Below are 23248 nucleotides of genomic sequence, written 5' to 3'. Positions count from 1 at the left end.
TTATCTCGCTGTGAGCCGGTTCAGGGCCAGGCCCAGTAGTTCATTCTGTTCGGGGCTGATCGCCAGGCCCTTGCGGTGCCCGGCGTTGTTCTGGGTGTGGATGGCCACGCCGGAGATCCAGCTGTCGGCGAAAGTCACCGCCTGGTCCTCGGCCTGCGCCGCCAGCTCCGGGAAGCGCCCCGGCATCGGCCGCTGGTAGAAGGCGAACAGCGGCTCGCGGCTGCCCAGCAGGCTGTTGGGGCGCTGGGCCTGGGGCTCGCCCAGGTGGCCGAACCAGGCGCTGAAGTCGTTGAGCACCAGCTGTGCGGTCAGCACCTGACGCTGCACCAGCGACTCGCGGCGCACGCCGCTCTGGGCGCGGCGCAGCAAGGCTTCGCTGAGCTGACGCGGCAGCTCCAGGCGCTCGGCGCAGACCACCAGTTCGTTGACCAGGGCGGCGACCGTCTCGGCGGGCAGGTCGAGCATCTGCAGCACGTACTCGCGCCGGCTCAGGGTGCGCAGGTGCGCCGCCCAGAGGTCGAAGGCGGCACGGGCGAACTGGTGTTCGTGGCTCTGGTACTCGTTCACCGCCGGGGCAGGCGCGGCCTCGTCGGGCGCGCCGAAGATGTCGAAGTCGTCCACCGCCGGGGGCGTGTCGGCCGCCGCCGGGTTGCTGTCGGCGCTGTCGAAGTCGCCCGACAGGTACAGCTCGCGCAGGGCGCTTTCCGGCACGGCCATGTAGGCCAGCAGCTCGCCGAGCAAATGCTTGCGCTGGGCCTGGCGCACGAACGGCGCGGCGATGCGGTTGGCCAGCTCCTTCTTCTGCTGGCGCTCGTCCTCGCCCCCGGCCTGGTAGTACTGGGCCAGGCGCGGGAGCAGCTGCGCGATCAGGTCCTCGTACTGCTGGGCAATGCGCTCGAGCTTGCGCGACAACGGCGTGGCGCGGGCGAACGCATCACTGAAGCGGGCCAGACCGCCGTCGTTGAGGGCGAGCATCGCCTCCCAGGCCGCGTCGGCGTCGGCCACGTGGCGGCGGCTGAGCTCGCTGCCGACGAAGCTGGCCTTGAGCTGCGCCAGGTCGGACTGCTTGTCGGCCTTCAGGCCCAGTTCCTGACGGGTGCCGTCGGGCGTCTTGGCGCTCAGGTCGATGAAGGTGTTTTCCAGGCGCGGCTTGCGCACCAGGTAGGTGTTGTTGAACGGCTGGCTGCCCCACTCGCGCATCCACGGCTCGTTGCCGAAGCGCTCGATCAGGGTCAGCTTGAGCATGTTCTCGCAGGCTTCGGGGTACTGCGCGGCGGACTTTTCCAGGGCGCCGGTGATGAAGCCGTCGCTCATGGTCAGCGCCCAGACCAGGCCTGCGTCCTTGCCATCACGCTGCTGCGGGTTGGCGCCCTGGGTGCGGTCGATCCAGTCCTGCAGGACCTTGCCGACGCTGACCACCTCGCTCTGCTTGAAGGTGCTGGTGCACATCACCAGCGCATTCATTTCCTGCTCCTGGGTGTAGCGCTCGAACAGGTAGGCGACCTTGCCGCGCAGCAGCAGCTTGGCCACCGGGTTGCCGGCCTGCTCGGGCAGCCTGAGCAGTTTTTCGCGGCTGCGGTAGCCGGGGAAGTCCAGCACGTCGACGCGGTTGACGATGTCGTTGGCCGGCGCGTTGAGCAGGCCGAAGATCAGCTCGCTGGTCAGCGCCGCCAACTGCGCGGTCTGCACACCGGCCGGCGCGCCCAGTTCGCCACCGGCCTGCACCGGGCGGACCTGCAGCAGGCCGTCGTCGGCTGCGCCCAGCTGGCTGAGGATGTCGACGTTCATGATGCTGTTGCTTTGCACCAGCAGGCCGTCGCGCTCGCTGACCAGCGCGGTGAGCGGCGCCATCACGGTCTGCGCCAGCCCCAGCCGGTGCAGCGCGCCGGCCAGTTGCTCGTAGGTCTCGGTCATCGGCCCCAGGTTGCCCCAGAGCGGCGCCAGCAGGCGGGCGCGATCGCGCACCGACAACTGCGGGGCGATCTCCAGCACCCGCGGCCAGTAGCGGGCCGCCAGCGGCTGCACCGGATGGCGGTAGTGGTGCTCCAGGTAATCCCACAGCAGCACCAGGTCATCGCGGTCGACCCCCGGCACGGCCGGCCCGGCGACCACGTCGGCGAACGGTGCCAGGGCCGCGTCGATGCGCGCCTCGGTGAAGGCCGAGTCGAGCTGCTGGTGGTCGAAGTCCTCGAACCAGGCGTTGGCCAGGATGATCGCGATCTCGATCTCGCGGAACAGCCGCAGCTCCACCGGGAAGGCCGGGTCCGGGCTGGGCTGGGCATGCCGGGTGAAGCGTGTGACCAGGCCGGTGGCTTCCTTGCCGCCGCCGACCGGGTTGACGTGTTCGATGAAGTCCAGCGTGCGCGGGCCGAAGCGGGTCTCCAGGCGGCCTTGCGCGTCGGCGGCCAGGGCCGAGATCAGGTAGCTCTTGCCCGCCTGGGACAGGCCGAAGAAACCGGCGGTCATGGGCGTGGCGCTGACCCGCTGGAGGCTGCGCGCCAGGTTGCGGGCGCGGTGCAGGTCGCGGTTCAGGCTCGGCGCGCGCTGGGCGATGTCCTCGACCGCCGGAGCGACCTCGGCGATCCAGTCCAGGGCCAGGCCCGCGCCGCTGTAGACGTTGGCCCAGGCCTGGGCGAGCGTGGTGGGTTCAGCAGTCAGCTTGCTCATTTCGGACTCACGCTCCCGCTGTCGAGCCAGTAGTTGGAGGCACCGCCTTCGGCGCTCAGCATGGTGTACAACTGCAAGCGCACGTCCTTGCGGGTGAAGGACTCGCCCTCCACGTTGCTCTCGATGTTCTCGTCGATCAGCAGCTTCTCGGCGACGATCTCGGCCTCGGCGCGGTCGCTGTCGGCGGCCTCGACCCGCAGGCGCAGCAGCAGGCACGGCTCACGGCCGTCGCTGGTGCGCTTGTTGGCCAGCTTGCGGGTGCCGCTGTCGGTCAGTTCGATCAGGTACAGCGGCGCGGCCACCCAGCGCTGGGCCGCCAGCTGGCGATAGCCCAGGCGGGTCTTGCCGAGCACGCGCAGCACCGGTGCGTCCACCTCGGGCGCATGCAGGCGCAGGCTCTCGTTGCCTTGGGCATCGGTGTGGATCACGTCGCGGTAGAGCAGGTCGTGGTCGATGATCAGGTTGTTCTCGTCGAGCTTGCCGAGGTGGCGCATGGTCGAGTACGGCTTCAGGCGCGCGACGCTGAAGTAGAAGTTGGAGATCTTGCGCTGCTCGCTCAGCAGGCACAGCATCGCGCCGACGGCCGCCGTGGTCTTGGGGTCGTCGATGCGGCCGTTGCGGTGGAACGGGTACCAGCCGCCGACGCGGTAGCCGTCCATGGGCACGATGCGCCCGGGCGGCAGCGGCACCTTGCGCCGCAGGTAGGCCAGCACGCCCGGCAGCCGCGAGGGCCGGCCGGTGATCAGCAGGGCGTCGCACGGGTAGTGGAAGACCACCTCGGTCAGGGCGTCGAGCACCTTGCACAGGTTGATCTGGCCCTTGAGGAAGGCCTGGTGGATGGCCACCAGGTCCACGCGCAGGCGCACCTGCTCGAGGTCGAACTGGGCGCTGCCGCCGTCGGCCCGGCGCACGTTGCTGGCCACGTACTCGCGCACGCGCTCGCCGATCTGCCCCTGGGTGAGCGCCAGCACCTCGGCATAGCTCGGCTCGTGCACGGTGCACGGCACCTCGGGGTCGAAGCGCTCGTACAACGCCAGCAGGTGCAGGCCCAGAGGCGTGAACACCTGCAGGTTCAGCTGCTGGCGCAGCACCGCGTCCTGGGCACTGGTGCTCTCGTCGCCGCACAGGCGCGAGAGCAGGGCACGCGGCGCCTGCACGCCCGCTTCGGCGAAGGCCTGCTCCAGCCCCGGCAGGACGAAGCGCTGGATCACGTCGAGCAGGATGTCGTCCCCGGCGATCTTGAAGCTGTCGCGGAAGCGCTGCGCCGGCAGGATGGTCACGTTGCTGCCGCCAGCGTGCTCGCTGGCGCGCTCCAGGCGGTAGTCGGTGATCACCAGGTCGCTGGTGCCGCCGCCGATGTCGATGCTGGCCAGGGTCACCGCCTCGCGGTCGGTCTTGTCCGGGCGGGCCAGGGTGTCGAAGAACTCCTGGGGGTGGCCGGCGAAGTTCTCGCGGATCTCGGTGTACAGGTACACCAGCTGGCCGCAGGAGGCTTCGTCCCACTCGACCTTGACCTTGGGCAGCGGAATGCGCGGCGCCGGGATGTCGTTGCTGGCGCGGGCCTTGGCCGGGTCCAGGTCGCCGTCGTGCCAGCCCATGCACTTCCACACCAGGGCGATGGCCTGCAGCAGGCGGTCATTGAGCAGGCTGCGCTCGACCTGGGGCATGCCCGGCGGCACGGTCAGGGTCACGCTGGACAGCTGGCGTGGGCGCTGGGTGTGGCCCATGCGCGTGCGCTGGGCCGGGCTGTTGATCTGCACCAGGGCCTGGGTCAGCACCTCGGCGAGCATGAAGGTCATCAGCGAGCTGCGCGAATACTGCGGGGTGAACGCCGGCAGCCGGTCGTCTTCGTGCTTGAGCTTGTAGAACGCCTGGCCGAGCTTGGTCACCCGGTGCGAGAACGGCGCCGCCGTGGCCTTCGGTTCGCTGTCGCTGCGCACGTAGGCGCTGTTGAAGCGCCAGCCGTGCAGGTAAGCGTTCTCGTCCCACAGGTAGCGCTTGGGGCTGGACAACCCGGTCGAGCCTTCGGTGCCCTTGCGTCGCCCCGACAGGCGTCCGGCCTCGGCGCCGACCCGGGCGATGGTGGGCCACTGGAAGGCATCGTGGCGGCCGCTCTGCACCGAGAAGTTCTCTTTGCCGAAGCTGGCCTGGGCGAACTCCACGCGGCTCTCGAATGGCTGGCTGTAGACCTGCTCGGGGCAGGTGAGGTCGCGGATCTGCAGCACGTAGTTGTGCTTGAGGCCATCACCGGACTGCCCGTGGTTCTCGATCAGGATGCCGCAGGTGCGCGAGTTGCCCACGTCCAGCACCAGGTCCACCGGGATCGGCGGCTCCAGCGAGGCCACGCCATTGGCAGCGAGCTTGATGTCCGGCACCGGAATGCGCGCCGGCGCCTGCGTGTACTGCTCGGGCACCGGGCGCGCCATCAGGCTCAGCAGGTTGAGGTAGTGGCCCAGGTGGCGCTGCTCGTCGATTTCCTCGTCGACGTCTTCGCTGGGGCGGGCTTTCTGGCTGTCGCGGTAGACCTCTTCGAGCCACAGGCGCACCCATTGCTGGTCGAGGAACCAGCGACTCTGGCGGGCCTGGCAGGCCAGGCGGAAGCTGGCGCCGGCGTTGATGTCGTCCTGGGTCGGCGCCAGGTACTGCATGCCCTGGCTGCTGGCCATGGCGCGGGTGTCGAAGGCCAGCGTCAGGCGGTGGGTGTTGCCGTCCACGTCCGGCTGCGCCAGGCGCACCAGACGCATGCGTGCCCAGTTGGTCGGGCCTTCGTCGAAGCGCTCCGGCGGCAGGAAGCGGAAGAACGGCGCCGGCAGCCACAGGCCGTCGAGCAGGGCCAGGCTGCTCTGCAGGCTCAGGGTCAGGTCTTCTTCGTCGACCACGCTGACCAGGCGCTCGTGCTGGCCGGCCTGGCCGTTGTCGTTCACCGGCCCGAGGTGGAAGTACTCGCGGGTCTCGTGGTTGAGCAGCAGCCGTGCGATCAGCGTGTTGCCCATGCGCGCGAAGCGTCCGGCGGGCTCCTTGGCCGGGTCGAGCCGGACGGCGAAGTCGAGAAACTGCAGGCCGCTGTCGTTGACCAGGTGAACGGTATCTTCGAAGGGGGTGAGCTCGGGCAGCATGGGAGGAGGCCTTTATTCGCGGCGCATGGAAATGGGGAACTGGCTGGAGCCGTAGTGGCCCTGGCAGTCGGCGATGCGTTGCGCGCCAGGGGCGCAGCTCACCGTGGGCATGTCGTAGCGACCACCGTCGGTGCAGGTGGCCTGGTCCTGGCTTTCGATGCCCAGCTGGCCACCGCGCATGGCGGCATTGACCGCACCGGTGCAGCTCACGCCGTCCGGACGGCGGATGGTGACGTTGCCCTGGCCGTTCTCGAAGGCGTATTCCAGGCGCAGCGGCTTGGCGGTGCTGGCATCGAGGATGCCGGCGCCGGCGCGGTAGTTGCCGTTGAGAAAGTCCGCCGGGCCTTCGCCGGCATCGGCCGGAATGGTCAGTGGCGGCGCGGTGCCGCTCGCTGGCACCGGGGGCGCGACGGGCGCGTTGCCAGCCTGGGCGTCCGGCGTGTCTGCGGTCGGCGCTGGCGTGGCGTCGGCTGGCGCATCGGAGGCGTCTGCAGGCACCGCAGCCGCCTCGTCAGCGGCAGGGGCGGCGGTCGCATCCGGCACTAGGGCGCTTGTGTCGGGCAAGGCACTGCCTGTCGAGGCGCCAGCGGCGCGGCCACGGGCGGCGGTGTCGGCGCCGGACGCGGCGTCAGGAAGTACAGCGGCTCGCGCTGGCGGTCCTGCTCGTGGGCCACGAACCCCCAGAAGGTCAGCACCGGCTGCACGCCCTGTTCGGTCTGCACCAGGTAGACGTGGTCGTCGCTCGGACAGAAGGGCACCAGGCCCAGCAGCTTGCCGAAGATCACCTGGTCGCCCTGGCCGCGCTTGCCGGCCGAATCGACCAGGCTCGAGGCGCTGTTCAGTACCGCCTGGCGAAAGTGCTGCAGGCGCTCGCGGGCGCTGTCGCGCTCGGCCTCGGTGGCGGCGCGCCAGGCGATCACCTCGCCCGGCAACGGGCTGTACCAGTCGAGTACGTTGCCCTGTTCGTTGCTTTTCGGGATGGCCAGAAAGCGCGACAGCTCGGGGCTGCGGCGCTCCAGGGCGGCGATCAGTTGCAAGGCGGCCTTGAACACCGGCTGGCCGGTTTCGCCCATGGCAATGAATTGGTCACTTTTGCCGGTGCGAAGCAGTGCGCCCTGCATGGGTTCGGTCCTTGAAAGAAGTCAGTGCCATCGATTGGCGAGGGGTGCAGACCTTACTGAAAAGAGGGCCATGGCGTCAATTTGCCAGCGCTGTTTTTTTACGCCCGGGCGCCGATTGGCGCGGCCTGCATGCCTGGGATCGGTCACTGTCGATGCCAGCGCGCTCCGAGCCATGTATCCTCGCTCGCATTACCGAAACGCCTCCTTTCTGTCAGGACCGCAGGCGTGCCGTTCAAGGAGACGTTGCATGAGTATCAAGATCGAGGCCGTGGTCGCGCGCAAGATTGGCTTTGCCTCGCACCAGAACGCCGTGCCGCTGCTGCGCGAGCTGGCGCTGACCCACGACGGCGAGGCCCCCTGCCACGACCTGACGCTGACCCTGGACACCGACCCGGCCTGCGTCGAGCCGCGCCGCTGGGTCATCGACCGGCTGCATCCGGGCGACCGCCTGGTGATCGGCGAGCGCGACCTGCGGCTCAACGCCCAGTACCTGGCCGGGCTCAGCGAAAGCCTGAGCGCCGAGGTGCTGTTGCGGGTCTGGCAGGGCGACACCCTGCTGGCCGAACAGCGCCTGCCGACCGCGCTGCTGGCGCGGATGGAGTGGGGCGGGCTGAACGCCATGCCCGAGCTGCTGCCGGCCTTCTGCCTGCCCAATGACCCGGCCGTGGACCGGGTGCTGAAGGCTGCTTCCGAGGTGCTGCGCCGCGCCGGCAAGCCCGAGGCCATCCAGGGCTACGAAGGCCACTCGCGCACCCGCACCTGGGAGCTGGCCTCGGCCCTGTGGTCGGCGGTCTGCGACCTGCAGCTGAGCTATGCGCTGCCGCCGGCCAGCTTCGAGGCCCAGGGGCAGAAGGTGCGTTCGCCCAGCCAGGTCCTCGACAGCGGCCTGGCCACCTGCCTGGACAGCGCCTTGCTGTTCGCCGCCGCACTGGAGCAGGCCGGGCTCAACCCGCTGTTGGTGATGACCCAGGGCCACGCCTTCACCGGCGTCTGGCTGCAGCCCCAGGAATTCGCCCAGGTGCTGACCGACGATGCCTCGGCGCTGCGCAAGCGGGTCGACCTCAAGGAACTGGTGGTCTTCGAAACCACCCTGGCCACCCAGTCGCCGTTCCCTGGCTTCAGTCAGGCGGTGAACGAGGCGCAGCGGCAGCTGGACGACGACCGCTTCATCATGGCCATCGACGTGCGCCGTGCCCGCCTGCAGAAGATCCGCCCCCTGGCCGCCACTGCCGCGCCCGAGCCGACGGCACTGGCGCCCGAGCCGTCGCCGCGCCCGCACAACGTGCTGGAAGAAGCGCCGGTGCTGCCGGGCTTCGACGTCGAGGTGCCGACGACGGCCGAGGGGCCGGCCGACCGGCTGATGCTGTGGCAGCGCAAGCTGCTCGACCTGACCACCCGCAACCGTCTGCTGCACCTGCCCGACAGTGCCAAGGGCGTGCGCCTGGTATGCCCCGACCCGGCGGCCCTGGAAGACCTGCTGGCCAGCGGCAAGCGCATCCGCGTGCTGCCGGTGCCCAACCTCGACAGCGGCGGCCGCGACCCGGCACTGTACGAGCAGCAGCACCGCGAGCGTCTGCTCGACGAGGTCGCCCGGCAGGCCTTCGAGCGCGGCGAGGTGCTGGCCAGCCTGGAGAAGAGCAAGCTCGAAGCCACCCTGATCGACCTCTACCGCAAGGCCCGCACCGACCTGGAAGAGGGCGGCGCCAACACGCTGTTCCTGGCCGTGGGCTTTCTCAACTGGAAGAAGAGTGCGGACGATCCCAAGACCTATTCCGCGCCGCTGGTGCTGCTGCCGGTCAAGCTCGAACGCAAGAGCGCGCTGTCGGGGGTGACCCTGAGCCTGCTCGACGAGGAGCCACGCTTCAACCTGACCCTGCTCGAGCTGCTGCGCCACGACTTCGAACTGGTGGTCCCTGGCCTGGACGGCGACCTGCCGGCCGACGAGAACGGCGTCGACGTGACCGGGGTGTGGGACACGGTGCGCCGCGCAGTGCGCGATGCGCCAGGCTTCGAAGTGGTCACCGACGTGGTGCTGGGCACCTTCTCGTTCGCCAAGTACCTGATGTGGAAGGACCTCGCCGCCCATGCCGAACAACTGACCCAGAGCCCGCTGGTCAAGCACCTGCTCGAGCGCAGCCCCGGCAGCCCTGGCTTGCCGCGCGGTGATGACTTCCCGCGGCCTGAACGTCTGGACGAGGTGGTCACCCCGGCGCAGCTGTTCACGCCGCTGCCGGCGGACTCCTCGCAGCTGGCGGCGGTGATCGCCTCGGCCAGCGGCCACAGCTTCGTGCTCGACGGACCGCCCGGCACCGGCAAGTCGCAGACCATCGCCAACATGATCGCGCACAACCTGGCGCTGGGCCGCCGCGTGCTGTTCGTCGCCGAGAAGCGCGCGGCCCTGGAAGTGGTCTATCGACGTCTGGCGGAAAAAGGCCTGGGCGAGTTCTGCCTGGAGCTGCATTCGAGCAAGGCCTCCAAGGTCGAAGTGCTCAAGCAGCTCGAACGGGCCTGGGACGTGCGCGACACCCTGACCACCGAGGAATGGTCCCGCGAGGCCGAGCGCCTGCAGGTCCTGCGCGGCCGGCTCAACCAGCTGGTCGACGTGCTGCATCGCCGCCATCCCAATGGCTGGTCGTTGCACCAGGCCATCGGCCGCACGGTGCGCGACCACCGGCCGACCACGCCGCGCCTGGCCTGGCCCGAATCGACCGTGCACGACCAGGCTGCCTACGAGGCGCTGCACGACCTGGCCCGCCGCCTGGGCCTCAACGGCCAGGCCGCCCACGACCTGGCGCCGGTGTTCGCCGGCCTGGCGCAGACCGACTGGTCCAATGCCTGGCAGGCCCAGCTGGTGGCCTGTGCCCGTGAGGTGCCGGGTGCCCTGGACGCGCTCGAGGCGGCCTGCGAGCGCTTACAGGCTCTGACCGGGCTGGCGGTGCCGAAGGCCGAGGCCGGGCAGTATGCCGCCCTGGTCGCGTTGTTCACGTTGCTGCTGCATTGCCACGGCCTGGACCTGGGCTTCGCCTTCGCCCCTGACGCGAACACGCGCATCGAACACGCCCGGCGTGCCGCCGAGCGCATCGCCCGCTACCAGGCCCTCGGCCAGGACCTGTCGGTGGACTACGCCGACGAAGCCTGTCGCCGAGTGCCGGTGGCCGAGCTGCGCGAAGCGTGGCAGGCCGCCAGCGGCAAGTTCTGGTGCTTCGCCACCTGGGCCAAGAAGAAGGTCGCCCAACGCCTGGCGACCCTGGGCGGTGCGAGCGGGCTGCCTGACGTTCCGGCGGACCTGGACCGCTTCGAACAGCAGCAGGCCCTGCTGCGCGAACTCGACACGCTAGGCGCGACCCTGCACGCGGTGCCGGGCTGGAACGGTAGCCACAGCGCCGGCCAGACCCTCACCCAGGCCGCTGCCCTGGCCGAACAGCTACGCCGCCAGATCAGCGCCCTGGCCGATTCGCCCGAAGCCCTGATCGCCTTGCGCAGCGCCGTGCAGCGGGTGGTGGTCGAGGCCAACGAGATGCTCGCGCCGGGCGGTCAGATCGCCATCGCCATCGACACCCTGCAGCAGGCCCAGGCGCGCTTCGAGGCATGTGCGGCGCAGTTCGACCAACTGGCCGCCCGCGTCGGCGACGGCGAACCCGTCACCCTCGCCGAACGGCGCGCGCTGGCCGCGCGCATCGTCGATCAGGAGGGCCAGCTCAAGGCCTGGTGCGACTGGTGCCGGGTGCGCGACCAGGCCCGCGACGTCGGGTTGCAGCCCCTGACCCAGGCGCTGGAGCAGGGCATCCTGCCGACGGACACCGTCGTCGCCACCTTCGAGACCGCCTACGCCTACGACTTCGCCCGCCAGGGCATCGACCGCGAGCCGCTGCTGCGCACCTTCGTCGCCGCCGAGCACATGAGCGACATCGCCACCTTCGCCCGCCTCGACGATGCCCTGGCCGCACTGTCGGTGCGCTACATCCGCGCCACCCTGTGCGGTCACATCCCGGCGAAGAACGACGTGCCCAGGAGCAGCGGCTTCGGCGTGCTCAAGCATGAGCTGCAGAAGTCCCGGCGGCACAAGCCGGTGCGCCAGCTGGCCGTCGAGATGGGCGAGTCGCTGAACCGCCTGGCCCCGTGCATGCTCATGAGCCCGCTGTCGATCGCCCAGTACCTGCCGGCCGAGCTGCCGCCGTTCGACCTGGTGATCTTCGACGAAGCCTCGCAGATCGCCCCCTGGGACGCGATCGGTTCCATCGCCCGCGGTCGCCAGGTGGTGATCGCCGGCGACCCGCGGCAGATGCCGCCGACCAACTTCTTCAACCGCGGCGCCAGCGCCACCGACGACGACACGGCCGAGGACATGGAAAGCATCCTCGACGAGTGCCTGGGCGCCGGAGTGCCCAGCCACAGCCTGAGCTGGCACTACCGCAGCCGTCACGAAAGCCTGATCGCGTTCTCCAACCATCAGTACTACGACAGCAACCTGATCACCTTCCCGGCCGCGCAGACCCGCGACAGCGCCGTGGAGTGGCGGCGCGTCGAGGGCGTCTACGCCAAGGGCAAGGGCCGCCACAACCAGGTCGAGGCCAAGGCCATCGTCGCCGAGACCGTCAAGCGCCTGACCGACCCGGCCTTCATCGCGGCAGGCCATACCCTGGGCATCATCACCCTCAACAGCGACCAGCAGCAGTTGATCAACGACCTGCTCGACGTGGCGCGGACCCAGTACCCGCAGATCGAGCCGTTCTTCCAGGAAAGCCACCCTGAGCCGGTGGTGGTGAAAAACCTGGAGACCGTGCAGGGCGACGAGCGCGACCTGATCATCCTCGGCATCGGCTACGGCCCGACCGAGCCGGGCGCGCCGAGCCTGTCGATGAACTTCGGCCCGCTCAACAAGGAGGGCGGCTGGCGCCGGCTGAACGTGGCGATCACCCGCTCGCGCCGCGAGATGCTGGTGTTCACCTCGTTCGACCCGTTCATGATCGACCTCAACCGCACCAACGCCCGCGCCGTGCATGACCTGAAGCACTTCATCGAGTTCGCCCAGCAGGGCCCCAAGGCCCTGGCCGCCGCCGTGCGCGGCTCGGTGGGTGGCTACGACTCGCCGTTCGAGGAGGCCGTGGCCGAGGGCCTGCGCGGCCTGGGCTGGCAGGTGGTGCCGCAGATCGGTGTGTCGCGTTTTCGCATCGACCTGGGGATCGTCCACCCGGACCGCCCTGGCGATTACCTGGCCGGGGTCGAGTGCGACGGCGCCACCTACCACAGCGCCGCCACCGCCCGTGACCGCGACAAAGTGCGCGGGGCCATCCTGCGCGGGCTGGGCTGGCACCTGGTGCGCCTGTGGTCCACCGAATGGTGGGTGGACAAGGCCGGCGCGCTGCAGCGCCTGGACGCGGCGCTCACCGAACGGCTGGAAGCCTCGCGGGCGGCGCAGGCGGCCGTGTTGGAGGCCGAACCTGTCCCTGAGGTGACGCTGACGTTCCCGGTGCAGCCGGAGGAGGACAGCGACAGCGATAGCGAGCCAGCCTTGGCGGCTGAAGAGGTTGCCGCTCCCAAGCCCGAGGCGCTGCCCGTGCAGGCCCTGGCACCCGTCACCGAGGCCAGCGCGCCATACGGCGTCTACCGCGTCGCCGACCTGAGTGCGTTGGCGGCCGAGATCGACGCCGAGCGCTTCTACCAGGCCGAGTACGACGCCGTGCTGCAACGTGTGATCGCCCAGGTCGTGGACCAGGAAGCACCGATCCGTGACACCGTGCTGGTGCAGCGGATCGCCCGTGCCCACGGCTTCCAGCGTGCCGGGCGGTTGATCCGTGATCGGGTGCTGGGCCTGGCCGGGCGCGAGCACCATGTCCAGGCGACGGCAGCGGAGGACGCCTTCGTCTGGCGGTCGATGGCAGACATGGAGACGTGGGCGACCTACCGCGTGCCCGCCAGCGAGGCCGACGTGCGCGCCCTCGAAGACATCGCGCCGCAGGAGGTGCGGGCAGCGGCGCTGGCGGTCGGCGAGGGGGACACCGCTACGGAGGTGGCCAAGCTGTTCGGGTTCAAGCGTTTGACCGCAGCGGCGCGGGCGCGGCTGGCGCAAAGCGTTGGGGGCGCGTAGCAACGGCCCAGCGGCGCAGGCTGGTCTGCGCGGACCACTGTGTACCGACTCGCCTGCGATTGGGGTCGGTACTTTCAGCGCCGTCCATGCAGGTGATGTCATTGTGACTTTGGAGGCCCAGGTGCAAGGCGGTATAGGTTCTCAGCGTTCTACCCTTTCATTGGTCGTCAAGTCCTGAGAGACCTCCATGCCTGAACTTATCCAACATCTCATTCTTGTAACGTTCGGTTTCGTGCTCTTGTGGCTTCTCAAACCCTACCCGCTACGCAAGTGGTCAGGGGTTGGTTTGCTGATGGCTGGGCTGGCGGGTCTGTTTACGGCTGGGCAAGAACATTGGCTGGGCTTCGAACAGGAGTCGTTGGCCTTATTGGCGCTGTCGGTAGGTCTCGCGCTGCTGTTGACACGCCGACGTTACGCAGCGGTAGATTGAGGTGAGCGAGCGTGAGCGCGACCCTAGCCAATGCAACCATTCACATGGACCGTGATTGCCTGTACTACTGCGGCGGGCGTGAGCGGCCCTAAATCGTTCAGCGATAAAACCTGGGATCCTGCCACCTATCGCCATGTTCTCTGCGCGACACCGCGGCACCAAAGCGGCGGGCGGATTTCCACCGTTGCATTGGCCTATGCACAGTCATGTCATGTGCCACGTCATCGGCTGATACACCAACCCACCGTGTTCGCTCACGTCTCCGGCGAGCACTAAGCCATAACGCTGGTAGGCGGCCACCGATGGCAGGGAAGCGCTGACGGTGATTTCGCCTGCCTCGGCATGCGCCAGGGCAACCTCCATCAGACGAGCACCCACGCCACGGCGCTGCCAACCAGGCGCGACGAACAGCAGGGCGACATGTCGGCGCTGCTTGAGCTCCACCATCCCCCTGACGGCACCGTCCACCACCGCTACCCACATCCGATTGTCGCCGGTCAGGCGTTCGCCGAACGCGGCCGGCGTCACCACGTCAGCGAAGTGCGCCACGCCCTGGGCGGACAGCGACGGAGCGATCGCCTCGGTGAAGGCGCCGAGGCAGAGGGCGGAGACAGCGGAGGCATCGCCATGCGTCATGTCGCATACGTGCATGGGGTCGTCCTTGAGTGCAAGTCATGGGGATCGACCTGTATAGCAGCCTGATAGCCCAGGCGGGAAGCAAAGGCGGTAGGGGGCCTTTGTGGGGCTTGCCTGCGATGCAGGCGGTGATGGAACGGCCGCCATCGCGGGCAAGCCCACAGGTCCGTGACAGACGGTTTCGCTGCAGTGCGGCAATGGGTAAGAAGCCCTTGCCGGGGCACTGGACTCGAATCGAGCCTGACACGCAGGGTGCGCGAAAGACGAGCCTGCAAGCAGGCCGACCTGCACGACAGGCGTCGCACAGGCCATGGCCGCCTTACAACACGCTGGCGAGGAACTCGCGCAGGCGGGGGTGTTGCGGGTTGTCGAGCAAGGCACGTGCATCACCGCTCTCGACCACCTGGCCCTGGTCCATGAACACGATGTGGTCCGCCACTTCACGGGCGAAGCCGATCTCGTGGGTGACCACCACCATGGTGATACCCGAGTGCGCCAGCTGCTTCATCACCTGCAGCACTTCGCCCACCAGCTCCGGGTCCAGGGCCGAGGTCGGCTCGTCGAACAGCATCACCTCCGGTTGCATCGCCAGGGCGCGGGCGATGGCCACGCGCTGCTGCTGCCCGCCGGACAGCTCTCGCGGCCAGGCCTCGGCGCGGTGGGCCAGACCCACCTGTTCGAGCAGGTCTAGGGCCCGTGCCTGGACGTCACGGCGCGTGTGGCCGAGGATGCGCAGCGGCGCATCGACGATGTTCTGCAGCACGGTTCGGTGCGGGAACAGGTTGAACTGCTGGAACACCATGCCGATGCGCTGGCGTTGTTCGGCCACGCGCGTCTCCGGCAGTTCGTGGAGCGTCTGGCCCTTGCGCTCGTAGCCGATCAGCGTGTCGCCGACGTGGACGGTGCCGCCGTCGAGCTTTTCCAGGTGGTTGATGCAGCGCAACAGGGTCGACTTGCCCGAACCCGAGGGCCCGAGGATCACCGTCACCGAGCCGGCGGCGATGTCCAGGTCGATGCCCTTGAGCACGGTGTTGCCGGAGAACTGCTTGCGCACCCCGCGCAGGCGGATGGATTCACTCATGCTTCGGACTCCTGTCGGGCCACCGGGCGGCCCAGCCAGTTGCGCCGCCCTGGAGTGTTGCCGCGGCTGAAACGCACTTCGACCAGGTGCTGCAACACCGACAGCACCGAGGTCATCACCAGGTACCAGGCGGTGGCCACCAGCAGCAGCGGGATCACCTCGTAGGTGCGCTGGTAGATGATCTGCGCCGAGTACAGCACGTCCTGCAGGGCGATCACCGAGACCACTGCGGTGGTCTTGAGCTGGCCGATCACCTCGTTGCCGGCCGGCGGCAGGATGGTGCGCATGGCCTGGGGCAGCACGGTCTGGCGGAAGATCTGTCCAGGCCGGTAGCCCAGCGCCTTGGCCGCTTCCAGCTGCCCGGCACCGACACTCTGGATGCCGGCGCGGATGATCTCGGCGGCGTAGGCGGACTGATGGATCACCAGCGCCAGCACCGCCGCACTGAACGGGCTGATGACGTCGTTGGTGGGGGCGCTCCAGAGCTCGCCGACCCACGGCAGGCTCAGGGCCAGGCGCGGGTACAGCGCGGCGATGTTGTACCAGAGGAACAGCTGCACCAGCATCGGCACGGCGCGGAAGAACCAGGTGTAGGCCCAGCTGACGCTGACCAGCACCGGGTTCGACGACAACCGCATCAGCGCCAGCAGCGTGCCGCCCGCGAAGCCGAACACCACCGAGATCAGGGTGAGCTTGATGGTCATCAGCACGCCGTCGAGGATCGAGTCCTCGGTGAGGTTGGCGGCCACCACGTCCCATTCGAAACGCGGGTTGTCGAGCATCGAGTGCAGCACCAGACCCAGCACCGCGATCACCACGGCGGCGCTGGCCCAGCGCCCCCAGTGGCGGTTGGGAACGATGCGCAGGTCGGCGCGCTCGGCGTCGGACCCTGGCTTCATCGCAGGTTGTCTTCGTTGAGGCCGGCCGACTTGACCGCGCCGAAGCCGATCTCCCACTTGTCGAGGATCTGCTGGTAGGTGCCGTCGGCGATCAGCGAGTTGAGCGCGGCCTGGATCGGTTTGCCCAGCGGCGACTGCTTGGGCAGCGCGATGGAGACGATGGTGTCCTCGATGGTGATCTCACCGGCCAGGGTCATCCCCTTGAGGCGGCTGGCCTGGTAGCGCAAGCCCTCGTAAGGGCCGAAGAACATCGGCACACGGCTGCTCATCACCGCCTGCACGCCGGCGGGGCGGTCCGGGAAGATCGGCACGGTGATCGGCTTGTTGCCAGCGGCCACGCAGGCCTCGCTGGCCTGTTGCAGGCGGGTCACCTGGGACGTACCGGCCCCGGCGCCGACGGTCTGGCCGCACAAGGCCTCCAGGCTGTCGAATGTACCGAGCTTGGCATCGGAGCGGGCGACCAGCGCCAGCTTGGAGGCGTTGTAGTAGCCGACGAAGTCGACCTGCTCCAGGCGCTTGGCGTTGGCGTCGATGTTCGCCAGGGCCGCGTCGTAGCGGCCGGACTTGAGCCCTGGGATGATGTTGTCGAAACCCCCGGTGTCCTTGAGCTGCAACTGCACGCCCAGACGGTCGGCCACGGCGCTGATGATGTCGATCTCGCGCCCGGCCAAGGTCTTGTTGTCGGCCTTGTAGAAGGTCGTCGGCGGGGTGTTGGGGTTGGTGCCGGCGACGATGTAGCCACGTTTCTGGATGGCCTCGGGTAGGGTCGCGTGCAGAGCCGCGTCGGCTGCGGGCTTGGCGGTGGCATCGAAAGGCACGCTGCCTGTAGCAGGTGCGGCGAAGGCGCCGGGAACGGCCAGCAGCGCGGCGATGGCGCTGATCAGTGCAGGTTTAGTCATGGCTCATTCCTCGTGTGGGGTCGACGGGGCGACGGCGGCGAAGTTGTCGGTGACGCTGGGCAGGCCCAGGTTCTCGCGCAGGGTGGCGTGTGCGTATTCGGTGCGGAACAGGCCGCGGCGCTGCAGTTCGGGGATCACCAGCTCGACGAACAGCTGCAGCTGCTCGGGCAGCACCGCCGGCATGATGTTGAAGCCGTCGGCGCCACCCTGTTCCAGCCAGGCCTGGAAGTCGTCGGCGATGTCTTCGGCGGTGCCGACGATCACCCGATGGCCACGAGACCCCGCGGCCACGGCGGCCAGCTGGCGCAGGGTGAGGTTTTCCCGCGCGGCCAGTTCGGTGAGCAGCTTGACCCGGCTCTGGCTGCCTTCGGTAGGGGCGACCGGCGGCACCGGGCCGTCCAGCGGGTAGACGCTCATGTCGGTGCCGAAGCGTGCCGACAGCTGCTCGATGCCGTTGTCGATGTCCACCAGCTCGTTGAGCTGGTCCCACACCGCCTGGGCCTGCTCGCGGGTGCGCCCGACGATGGGCATCACGCCCGGCAGGATCAACAGGTGGTCCGGATTGCGCCCGGCGTCGCGCACGAACTGCTTCTGGCTGCGGTAGAAGGCCTGGCCCTCTTCCAGCGACGCGGCGGCGGTGAACACCACCTCGGCGGTCTGGGCGGCCAGCTGTTGCCCGGCCGGGGACGAGCCGGCCTCGATGATCACCGGGCGGCCCTGGGGCGAGCGGGCAATGTTGAGCGGGCCCTGGACCTGGAAGTGCTTGCCCTTGTGGTTGGCCGGGTGGATCTTGCTGTCGTCGCTGTAGCGACCGCTCGCCTTGTCGCGCACGATGGCGCCGTCTTCCCAGCCGTCCCACAGCTTGAACGCCACCTCGAGGAACTCACGCGCCACCTCGTAGCGGTCGGCGTGGGAGGGCAGGTCTTCGCGGCTGAAGTTGCGCGCGGCATCGGCCGAGAACGAGGTGACCACGTTCCAGGCGGCACGGCCATGGCTGATGTGGTCCACCGAGCACAGGGCACGGGCCAGGTGGAACGGCTCGTCGAAGGTGGTCGAGGCGGTGGCCGCCAGGCCGATGTGACGGGTCTGCACGGCCAGGGCCGAAAGCAGGGTCAGCGGCTCCAGGCGCGACAGGGTCGATGGCAGGCGGTGTACGCTGGTGGCCAGCGCGTCGCCGACGAAGAACATGTCGAACTTGCCCTGTTCGGCGGTCTTGGCGATCCAGCTGAACCACTCGATATCGGTGGGCGAACCTTGCGCACCGTCGGCGCGCCAGCCACCGACGTGATGGCCCAGGGCTTGAACGAACAGGCCCAGGCGCAGTTGACGGGAAGGCGTCTGTTGCAGGGACATGGGGGGAATCCTTAATGACAGCGAACGAGAGCGACCAGACGCTGCAACGCGGCATCGTCGGTCAGAGAAAGGTCGGCGCAGAGCGCATCGAGGCGCTCGACAGGCCAGGCCTGCAGGTTGTCGCGCAGCTTGCCGAGTACGTCGGTGGGCGCGGCTGCGGTCTGCCGGCGGGTCACGCAGTGGCTCGACGAACGGCCGTCCGCCAGGTGCAGGGTGACCCGATGAAAGCGCAGGTCCGGGTCCAGCTCGTCGGGCGGCGCGGTGAGGTCGGGTACCCGCTGCACCTTGGCGGCCAGGGCGGCGATGTCCGGGCGCACCGGGTCCTCGCCGTAGCGCTCCAGCGCGATGGCGCCGTTGAGCAGCGCATCGGCGATCACGTACTCCAGGCTGAACCGGCCTTGCACGCCGGTCTGCGGGGCGCGGATCGACGGCGCGGTGTCGGCACCGGGCGGGAAGCTGACCTCGATGGACTGCACCTGCGCCGGCGAGAAGCCGTCGCGCTCGCGCAGCACGAACGCTGCTTCGATGGCGCTGTGGGTACCGCCGCAGGTGGGGTAGCGCTTGAATTCCAGGCCCGGTGCGCTGATCCGCCAGGGCGTGCCCCAGTCGGCCAGCAGGTCGTCGGGCCGGGCCTGGCCCAGGCCGAGGATCTCCAGAAACGCCTCCAGCACGTCATCGGCCTGCGCCGCGAACCCGGCCTGGGCCAGCTGCACGGCATTCACCGCCTGCCGCGCCGCGAAGCCCGCATGCAGGGCCTTGCCCGCACTGCCGAACTGCGCGCGCAGGCCTGCGGCTTGGGTCGCTGCCAGGCCGAGGGCGATCTGGGCCTGGCTTCGATCCAGTCGTAACAGACGACAGGCCGCGCCCGTGGCCGCGATCACCCCGAGGGTCGCGGTGCTGTGCAGGCCTGCCGCGTAATGCCGCGTGCCGATGGCCTTGCCCAGGCGCCCGGCCAGTTCCACGCCGATGATGTAGGCGTCGAGAAACGCCTCATGGCCCAGGGTATCCAGCGAAGGTGCCAGCGCCAGCAGGGTCGACAGCACCACCGTGCTCGGGTGGCCACGGAAGGTCGCGTGGTAGTCGTCGAAGTCCAGTGCGTGGCTCATGTAGCCCAGCTGCAAGGCCTGGTTGTCCATGCCGGCGGCGGCAGGGAATGCCTGGCGTACCGGTGCCAGACCGCTGTCGTGCAGCAGGCCGAGCTGAATCGGCAGCAGGCAGGCCAGGTAGTCGATGACCCCCTCGCGTGCCCGCTGGCGGTGTTCGTCCCGTGGCCGGGTCTGGAGGAGCGCGTCGGCCAGCGATCCGCTCAAGGAGATACTCACGAGGCATACCTCTGGATGCAAGGCGTTGACTGGCATCAAAAAATGAATGAGAGCGAGATTTTCAGGTTCTATAAAAACTTTTACCAATAACCAAAGGTTATGGATTATTCCATGGGGTTCTATGGGTGCCGAATATGGAATAACGAGTGTGGCTGGAACGGGTCGCACAGCAGGGCACGGACGGTTCGGCGGTACTCGGTTAAGCTATGAGCGTGTAAAAGACTGCGCGGTTCCGCATGGCCCAGGCCCGTAGTCATCTGGATGCACCACGCGCCTGAGCAGGCGAATCGCTCGAAGCATGGTCAGGCAGGGGTCAGCCCCACCCCTGGTGGCTGGTCGCAGTGGACGCAAGCCCGTGCAGCATCCTCTGGCTGCTGGACCTGGAGCAAATCCAAGAGCCAGTTAGTCTGATGTGCTCGGCATATCCCATTGACATATCCCGGCCTGCCGCTAGGATTGCCAGGTATCTGATTTCTTGTGAGGTGCGTCTTGGAACAAGGTGCCGTTTTTCAGAGCAACCGCAGTCAGGCCATAAGGCTGCCCAAGGCCGCTGCGCTGCCGGACGATGTCAAGCGTGTCGACGTTGTCGTGCTAGGTCGAGCGCGACTGATCACTCCGGCAGGTGAAGCATGGGACAGCTGGTTCGATGGCGAGGGTGTGACCACAGACTTCATGGCCGAACGCGAGCAGCCGGCTGAGCAAGAGCGTGAGGCCTTCTGATGCTCAAGTTCATGCTCGACACCAACATCTGCATCTTCACTATTAAAAACCGACCTCCATTCGTACGAGAAACCTTCAAGCGGCATCATGGCCAACTGTGCATCAGCACGGTAACGCTAATGGAGTTGATCTATGGGGCAGAGAAGTCCTCTGACCCTGAGCGAAATCTGGCTGACGTAGAAGGATTTGCTGCTCGCTTGGAGGTGCTCGATTACGACCAGGCGGCTGCCGCTCACAGCGGGCAAATCCGTGCTGAGCTGGCACGGGTAGGTAGACCGATAGGGCCCTTCGATACCATGATTGCTGGACACGCCCGTTCTCGGGGGCTGACGGTCATTACCAACAACCGTCGTGAGTTCGATCGAGTGGTTGGTTTGAGAGTCGAGGATTGGGTGAGTCCTACTGCGTAAGAAAACGCAGTCGAGGGCACACGTCGTGGTGTGCAGGCATACGTCGGGCAACTGTTTGCCGCCTGGGGCTCAGCTCATCCAGATCAGCCCCGCCACCATGATTGCCAACTGAACCCCGAGTAAGGTCAGAAGCCCTCTGGGCGTTCTGCGTGTGAACCAATACAGCGCGTTCAACAGCATCGAAACGAGGTTGGTGATCCAGAGCACGGCCAGCACGAGGAAGGTCTTGCCGACAGGCCAGGCCGATGGTATCTGCAGCACATAGACGACGAACCCCAGGCCGATCATGAGGGTGGCGACGGACATGAACGCCACTGCACGGGTCAATCGCAAGGCTTCATCGGGCATCATGGCAAGGCTCCCATTCTCTGGACGGTGTTGCTGTTCTGGCAGTCGGCACAACCTTGTGTGGGAGCGGGCTTGCCCGCGACAGCGTCCGGCCCGGCGCCCCGGTAGGGGGCGCTCAGCCGCCGTGGCGATACAGGCAATCGCGGTTCTCCTGTGGGAGATTCTATGGTTTCTGCCAAGTGCGACTGTGGCCCCTGCGGGCCCAATCGCGGCCGGTCCGGCGCCCCGGCAGGGGCCGCTCACTCGCCGCAGCGATACAGGCAATTGCGGTTCCCCTGTGGGAGCGGCCCCCGTGCCGCGATGGGCCGCAGCGCGGCCCTGACATCGCTCAGCAGTAAAAAGCAGCCGCACCTTCACTGATCGACCCCACGGCCGCCGGACGACTCACGTCCTGTCCTTGGTCCCCAGCACATCGCGAATGCTGTCCACCACGTTGCTGTCCTTGATCACATCGTTCAGCCATCCTTCCAGCGGCATGTTGCCCCACTTGATGGCACGTTCGATCAGGTACGGCACCGGGCTTTGCGGCTCGCTCTGCTTGAAGAACTGGGCGATCCCGGCCAGCATCGTGAAGGCTTCGTCGCGGGTCAGCGGGGTAGTGCGCAGCGCGGCCGGGGCGCTGGGCTGGGCGGCCACGGACGTAGGCGCGCCAGCGACCTCGGCAGGCGTGTCGGTCGCCTCCACCTCAGGCGCGGCCGCCACCGGGTTGAGCTCGACGCCACGGTCCTTGAGCAGCTTTTCGGTCAGCTGGTTGGCGCGCGAGAGCATGTCCACCAGCGTGGCGAAGCTCGGCGCGTCATGACCGAACAGGCGGTCGACGGTGGCTTGCAGGCGCTGGCAGGCCTGCAGGCTGCCGGCCACTTCCACGGCCTTGGCGCACAGGTGCTCGGTGTCGCTCAGCGCCACCGAACGCTGGAAGATCTCGGCGTTGATCTTGCCTTCGTCCAGCGCGGTCTGCATGGCCTTGGGGTTCTGCAAGGCCAGGTTCTCGACGTGGCGCGATTCGTCGTAACGCAACACGCCGAAGCCCTGGCCCTGGGTGATGGGCAGGCCACCGACGATGTCGGTGAGGGTGTTCTTGAGCCAGGACAGGCGCGCGGCACGCTCGTCCAGGCCGTCTTCGAATGAGGGGTGAAGCGTCTCCCAGAAAGTGTCCAGGATGCGCTCGGCCAGTTCCAGGCCAAAGCTGATCCCGTTGAAATGCTCACGCTGGGCCAGGCCTTCGGTGAGCCAGGCCACCAGCATCAGGTCCTTGCTCTGCACGGCCAGGCCATGGGCGGCCAGGGTGACGACCTGTTCCCAGTCGGCGGTCTTCAGGTCGGTCTGCCAGTCGCCTTGCGTCAGGTAGTCAGGGTCGGCGCGACGGGCCTCCTTGATCTGGTCGAACAGGGCGGAGAAGCTCAAGTCTTCGCCACTGCCACCGTCGATCGGGGCGGCCAGCTCGGCCAACGAAAGGTCATTGAGGGTTTCAGGCATGGGACACTCGGGTCAAGAGGGAGGGGCGCGACGCGCCGGCAAGCCGGCGGTCGCAGGACACGGGCCGCGGCTGCGGCCCGTGAACGGAGCAGTGTTTAGGCAAACACTTTGTTGGCGGTACGGTCCCAGCCGCCGACGATGTTGCCGCCGGCCTGGCCATCGGAACGCTTCTGCTGGGTGTAGGTGGTCTTGATGCGAGCGAAGTTGAAGCTGATTTCTTCGATCGGCAGGTCGCTGACCGACTTGTCTTCACCGGACTGGTTGCCACCGGCGACGAACTTGACCGACGACACCACGACTTCTTCCATGTCGATGGTCAGGTAGGTGACCTTGTCGCCACCGGCGCGGTTGACGTTCAGCTTCAGCTTGGCGATGTGCTTGCCGGTGCAGCAGTGCTCGAACAGCTTGGCCGAAGCCTTGTCGACCGCCTTGCGGATCTTGAAGTCGCTCAGAGCGACACGCTCGGAGGAGGCACCGCCCGAGGAGCTGGCGGTCGCCGAGGTGGCCTGGGTGGCGCCGTACTCGTAGCCCAGCACTTCGATCCAGTCTTTGTGCTTGTCGTCCAGTACTTCGCCTGGGATGCCGTCGATTTGGATATACGCGTCAAATGCCATGGTTAAAGCTCTCCATTTACAACTGATTAAGGGTGCTTGCGCAGCCCTTGGTTTCGACCTCGCCACGT

At 67.9% G+C, this 23248-nt stretch carries 17 protein-coding genes; 4 read left to right on the top strand and 13 right to left on the bottom strand.

Annotated elements, in window-relative coordinates; translation table 11 throughout:
* Genes G7007_RS06470 through G7007_RS22355 form a run of 4 tightly spaced genes read right to left on the bottom strand, consistent with a single transcriptional unit; the run spans position 1 to position 6904 of the window.
* Entirely contained in the window at positions 1 to 2667 is a 2667-nt protein-coding gene (locus tag G7007_RS06470) for a putative virulence factor (protein WP_181100071.1), read from the bottom strand.
* Complete coding sequence (locus G7007_RS06465) at positions 2664 to 5783, bottom strand: virulence factor SrfB (RefSeq protein ID WP_181100069.1); 3120 nt, start codon at positions 5781 to 5783, stop codon at positions 2664 to 2666. Before G7007_RS06465 ends, G7007_RS06470 begins: the two co-directional genes overlap by 4 nt.
* A gap of 12 nt (positions 5784 to 5795) precedes the next feature.
* Positions 5796 to 6347 (bottom strand): SrfA family protein, encoded by a 552-nt coding sequence (locus G7007_RS22360; RefSeq protein WP_308852282.1) that lies wholly within the window; start codon positions 6345 to 6347, stop codon positions 5796 to 5798.
* Positions 6326 to 6904 carry an SrfA family protein gene (locus G7007_RS22355; RefSeq protein WP_308852281.1) on the bottom strand — a complete coding sequence of 193 codons (579 nt, stop codon included), beginning with the start codon at positions 6902 to 6904 and terminating at the stop codon, positions 6326 to 6328. Before G7007_RS22355 ends, G7007_RS22360 begins: the two co-directional genes overlap by 22 nt.
* A 247-nt stretch (positions 6905 to 7151) precedes the next feature.
* Here G7007_RS22355 and G7007_RS06455 point away from each other — a divergent pair, with 247 nt between their 5' ends.
* Positions 7152 to 12992, top strand: coding sequence for a DUF3320 domain-containing protein (locus G7007_RS06455; protein ID WP_181100068.1), 5841 nt, complete (start codon positions 7152 to 7154; stop codon positions 12990 to 12992).
* A gap of 187 nt (positions 12993 to 13179) precedes the next feature.
* Complete coding sequence (locus tag G7007_RS06450) at positions 13180 to 13422, top strand: hypothetical protein (protein ID WP_181100067.1); 243 nt, start codon at positions 13180 to 13182, stop codon at positions 13420 to 13422.
* A 204-nt stretch (positions 13423 to 13626) separates the two neighbouring features.
* On the opposite strand, the gene G7007_RS06445 is transcribed toward G7007_RS06450, so the two are convergent.
* The 6 genes from G7007_RS06445 to G7007_RS06420 all read right to left on the bottom strand — a co-directional run bounded on the left by G7007_RS06445 (position 13627) and on the right by G7007_RS06420 (position 19612).
* A complete protein-coding gene (locus tag G7007_RS06445; RefSeq protein ID WP_181100066.1) occupies positions 13627 to 14073 on the bottom strand; it encodes a GNAT family N-acetyltransferase in 447 nt (148 codons plus the stop codon).
* A gap of 304 nt (positions 14074 to 14377) precedes the next feature.
* Positions 14378 to 15139: an amino acid ABC transporter ATP-binding protein gene (locus G7007_RS06440; RefSeq protein WP_181100065.1), complete on the bottom strand. Its 762-nt coding sequence runs from the start codon at positions 15137 to 15139 to the stop codon at positions 14378 to 14380.
* Entirely contained in the window at positions 15136 to 16038 is a 903-nt protein-coding gene (locus G7007_RS06435; RefSeq protein WP_181100064.1) for an amino acid ABC transporter permease, read from the bottom strand. The genes G7007_RS06440 and G7007_RS06435 overlap by 4 nt, the downstream gene beginning before the upstream one ends.
* Positions 16035 to 16937 (bottom strand): ABC transporter substrate-binding protein, encoded by a 903-nt coding sequence (locus G7007_RS06430; protein ID WP_181100063.1) that lies wholly within the window; start codon positions 16935 to 16937, stop codon positions 16035 to 16037. Before G7007_RS06430 ends, G7007_RS06435 begins: the two co-directional genes overlap by 4 nt.
* Before the next feature lie 3 nt (positions 16938 to 16940).
* Complete coding sequence (locus G7007_RS06425) at positions 16941 to 18290, bottom strand: LLM class flavin-dependent oxidoreductase (RefSeq protein WP_181100061.1); 1350 nt, start codon at positions 18288 to 18290, stop codon at positions 16941 to 16943.
* 11 nt (positions 18291 to 18301) lie between these two features.
* On the bottom strand, positions 18302 to 19612 hold the full coding sequence (locus tag G7007_RS06420) for an MmgE/PrpD family protein (protein WP_219858971.1): 1311 nt from the start codon (positions 19610 to 19612) through the stop codon (positions 18302 to 18304).
* A gap of 489 nt (positions 19613 to 20101) precedes the next feature.
* On the opposite strand from G7007_RS06420, the gene vapB reads away from it, so the two are divergent.
* Both vapB and vapC read left to right on the top strand, forming a co-directional pair.
* Positions 20102 to 20332, top strand: a complete 231-nt coding sequence (vapB, locus tag G7007_RS06415) for a type II toxin-antitoxin system VapB family antitoxin (RefSeq protein ID WP_181100059.1) — start codon at positions 20102 to 20104, stop codon at positions 20330 to 20332.
* Positions 20332 to 20742: a type II toxin-antitoxin system tRNA(fMet)-specific endonuclease VapC gene (gene vapC / locus G7007_RS06410; protein WP_181100058.1), complete on the top strand. Its 411-nt coding sequence runs from the start codon at positions 20332 to 20334 to the stop codon at positions 20740 to 20742. The genes vapB and vapC overlap by 1 nt, the downstream gene beginning before the upstream one ends.
* A gap of 69 nt (positions 20743 to 20811) precedes the next feature.
* Here vapC and G7007_RS06405 read toward each other — a convergent pair whose 3' ends face one another.
* The 3 genes from G7007_RS06405 to G7007_RS06395 all read right to left on the bottom strand — a co-directional run bounded on the left by G7007_RS06405 (position 20812) and on the right by G7007_RS06395 (position 23180).
* A complete protein-coding gene (locus tag G7007_RS06405) occupies positions 20812 to 21093 on the bottom strand; it encodes a hypothetical protein (RefSeq protein ID WP_181100057.1) in 282 nt (93 codons plus the stop codon).
* Between the two features lie 381 nt (positions 21094 to 21474).
* Positions 21475 to 22566, bottom strand: a complete 1092-nt coding sequence (gene tssA / locus G7007_RS06400; RefSeq protein WP_181100056.1) for a type VI secretion system protein TssA — start codon at positions 22564 to 22566, stop codon at positions 21475 to 21477.
* A 95-nt stretch (positions 22567 to 22661) separates the two neighbouring features.
* Complete coding sequence (locus G7007_RS06395) at positions 22662 to 23180, bottom strand: Hcp family type VI secretion system effector (RefSeq protein ID WP_060393523.1); 519 nt, start codon at positions 23178 to 23180, stop codon at positions 22662 to 22664.
* Between the last annotated feature and the right edge of the window lie 68 nt (positions 23181 to 23248).

The organism is Pseudomonas entomophila (assembly GCF_013523125.1).
Taxonomy (GTDB): domain Bacteria; phylum Pseudomonadota; class Gammaproteobacteria; order Pseudomonadales; family Pseudomonadaceae; genus Aquipseudomonas; species Aquipseudomonas entomophila_B.
The sequence above is the reverse complement of the archived record's forward strand: the minus strand, read 5'-3'. Positions and strand labels throughout refer to the sequence as shown.

Bases quoted from the DNA above. Each gene is read 5' to 3' on its own strand.
- G7007_RS06470 (WP_181100071.1), bottom strand. From the start codon at position 2,667: ATGAGCAAGCTGACTGCTGAACCCACCACGCTCGCCCAGGCCTGGGCC.
- G7007_RS06465 (WP_181100069.1), bottom strand. From the start codon at position 5,783: ATGCTGCCCGAGCTCACCCCCTTCGAAGATACCGTTCACCTGGTCAAC.
- G7007_RS22355 (WP_308852281.1), bottom strand. From the start codon at position 6,904: ATGCAGGGCGCACTGCTTCGCACCGGCAAAAGTGACCAATTCATTGCC.
- G7007_RS06455 (WP_181100068.1), top strand. From the start codon at position 7,152: ATGAGTATCAAGATCGAGGCCGTGGTCGCGCGCAAGATTGGCTTTGCC.
- G7007_RS06450 (WP_181100067.1), top strand. From the start codon at position 13,180: ATGCCTGAACTTATCCAACATCTCATTCTTGTAACGTTCGGTTTCGTG.
- G7007_RS06445 (WP_181100066.1), bottom strand. From the start codon at position 14,073: ATGCACGTATGCGACATGACGCATGGCGATGCCTCCGCTGTCTCCGCC.
- G7007_RS06440 (WP_181100065.1), bottom strand. From the start codon at position 15,139: ATGAGTGAATCCATCCGCCTGCGCGGGGTGCGCAAGCAGTTCTCCGGC.
- G7007_RS06435 (WP_181100064.1), bottom strand. From the start codon at position 16,038: ATGAAGCCAGGGTCCGACGCCGAGCGCGCCGACCTGCGCATCGTTCCC.
- G7007_RS06430 (WP_181100063.1), bottom strand. From the start codon at position 16,937: ATGACTAAACCTGCACTGATCAGCGCCATCGCCGCGCTGCTGGCCGTT.
- G7007_RS06425 (WP_181100061.1), bottom strand. From the start codon at position 18,290: ATGTCCCTGCAACAGACGCCTTCCCGTCAACTGCGCCTGGGCCTGTTC.
- vapC (WP_181100058.1), top strand. From the start codon at position 20,332: ATGCTCAAGTTCATGCTCGACACCAACATCTGCATCTTCACTATTAAA.
- G7007_RS06405 (WP_181100057.1), bottom strand. From the start codon at position 21,093: ATGATGCCCGATGAAGCCTTGCGATTGACCCGTGCAGTGGCGTTCATG.
- tssA (WP_181100056.1), bottom strand. From the start codon at position 22,566: ATGCCTGAAACCCTCAATGACCTTTCGTTGGCCGAGCTGGCCGCCCCG.
- G7007_RS06395 (WP_060393523.1), bottom strand. From the start codon at position 23,180: ATGGCATTTGACGCGTATATCCAAATCGACGGCATCCCAGGCGAAGTA.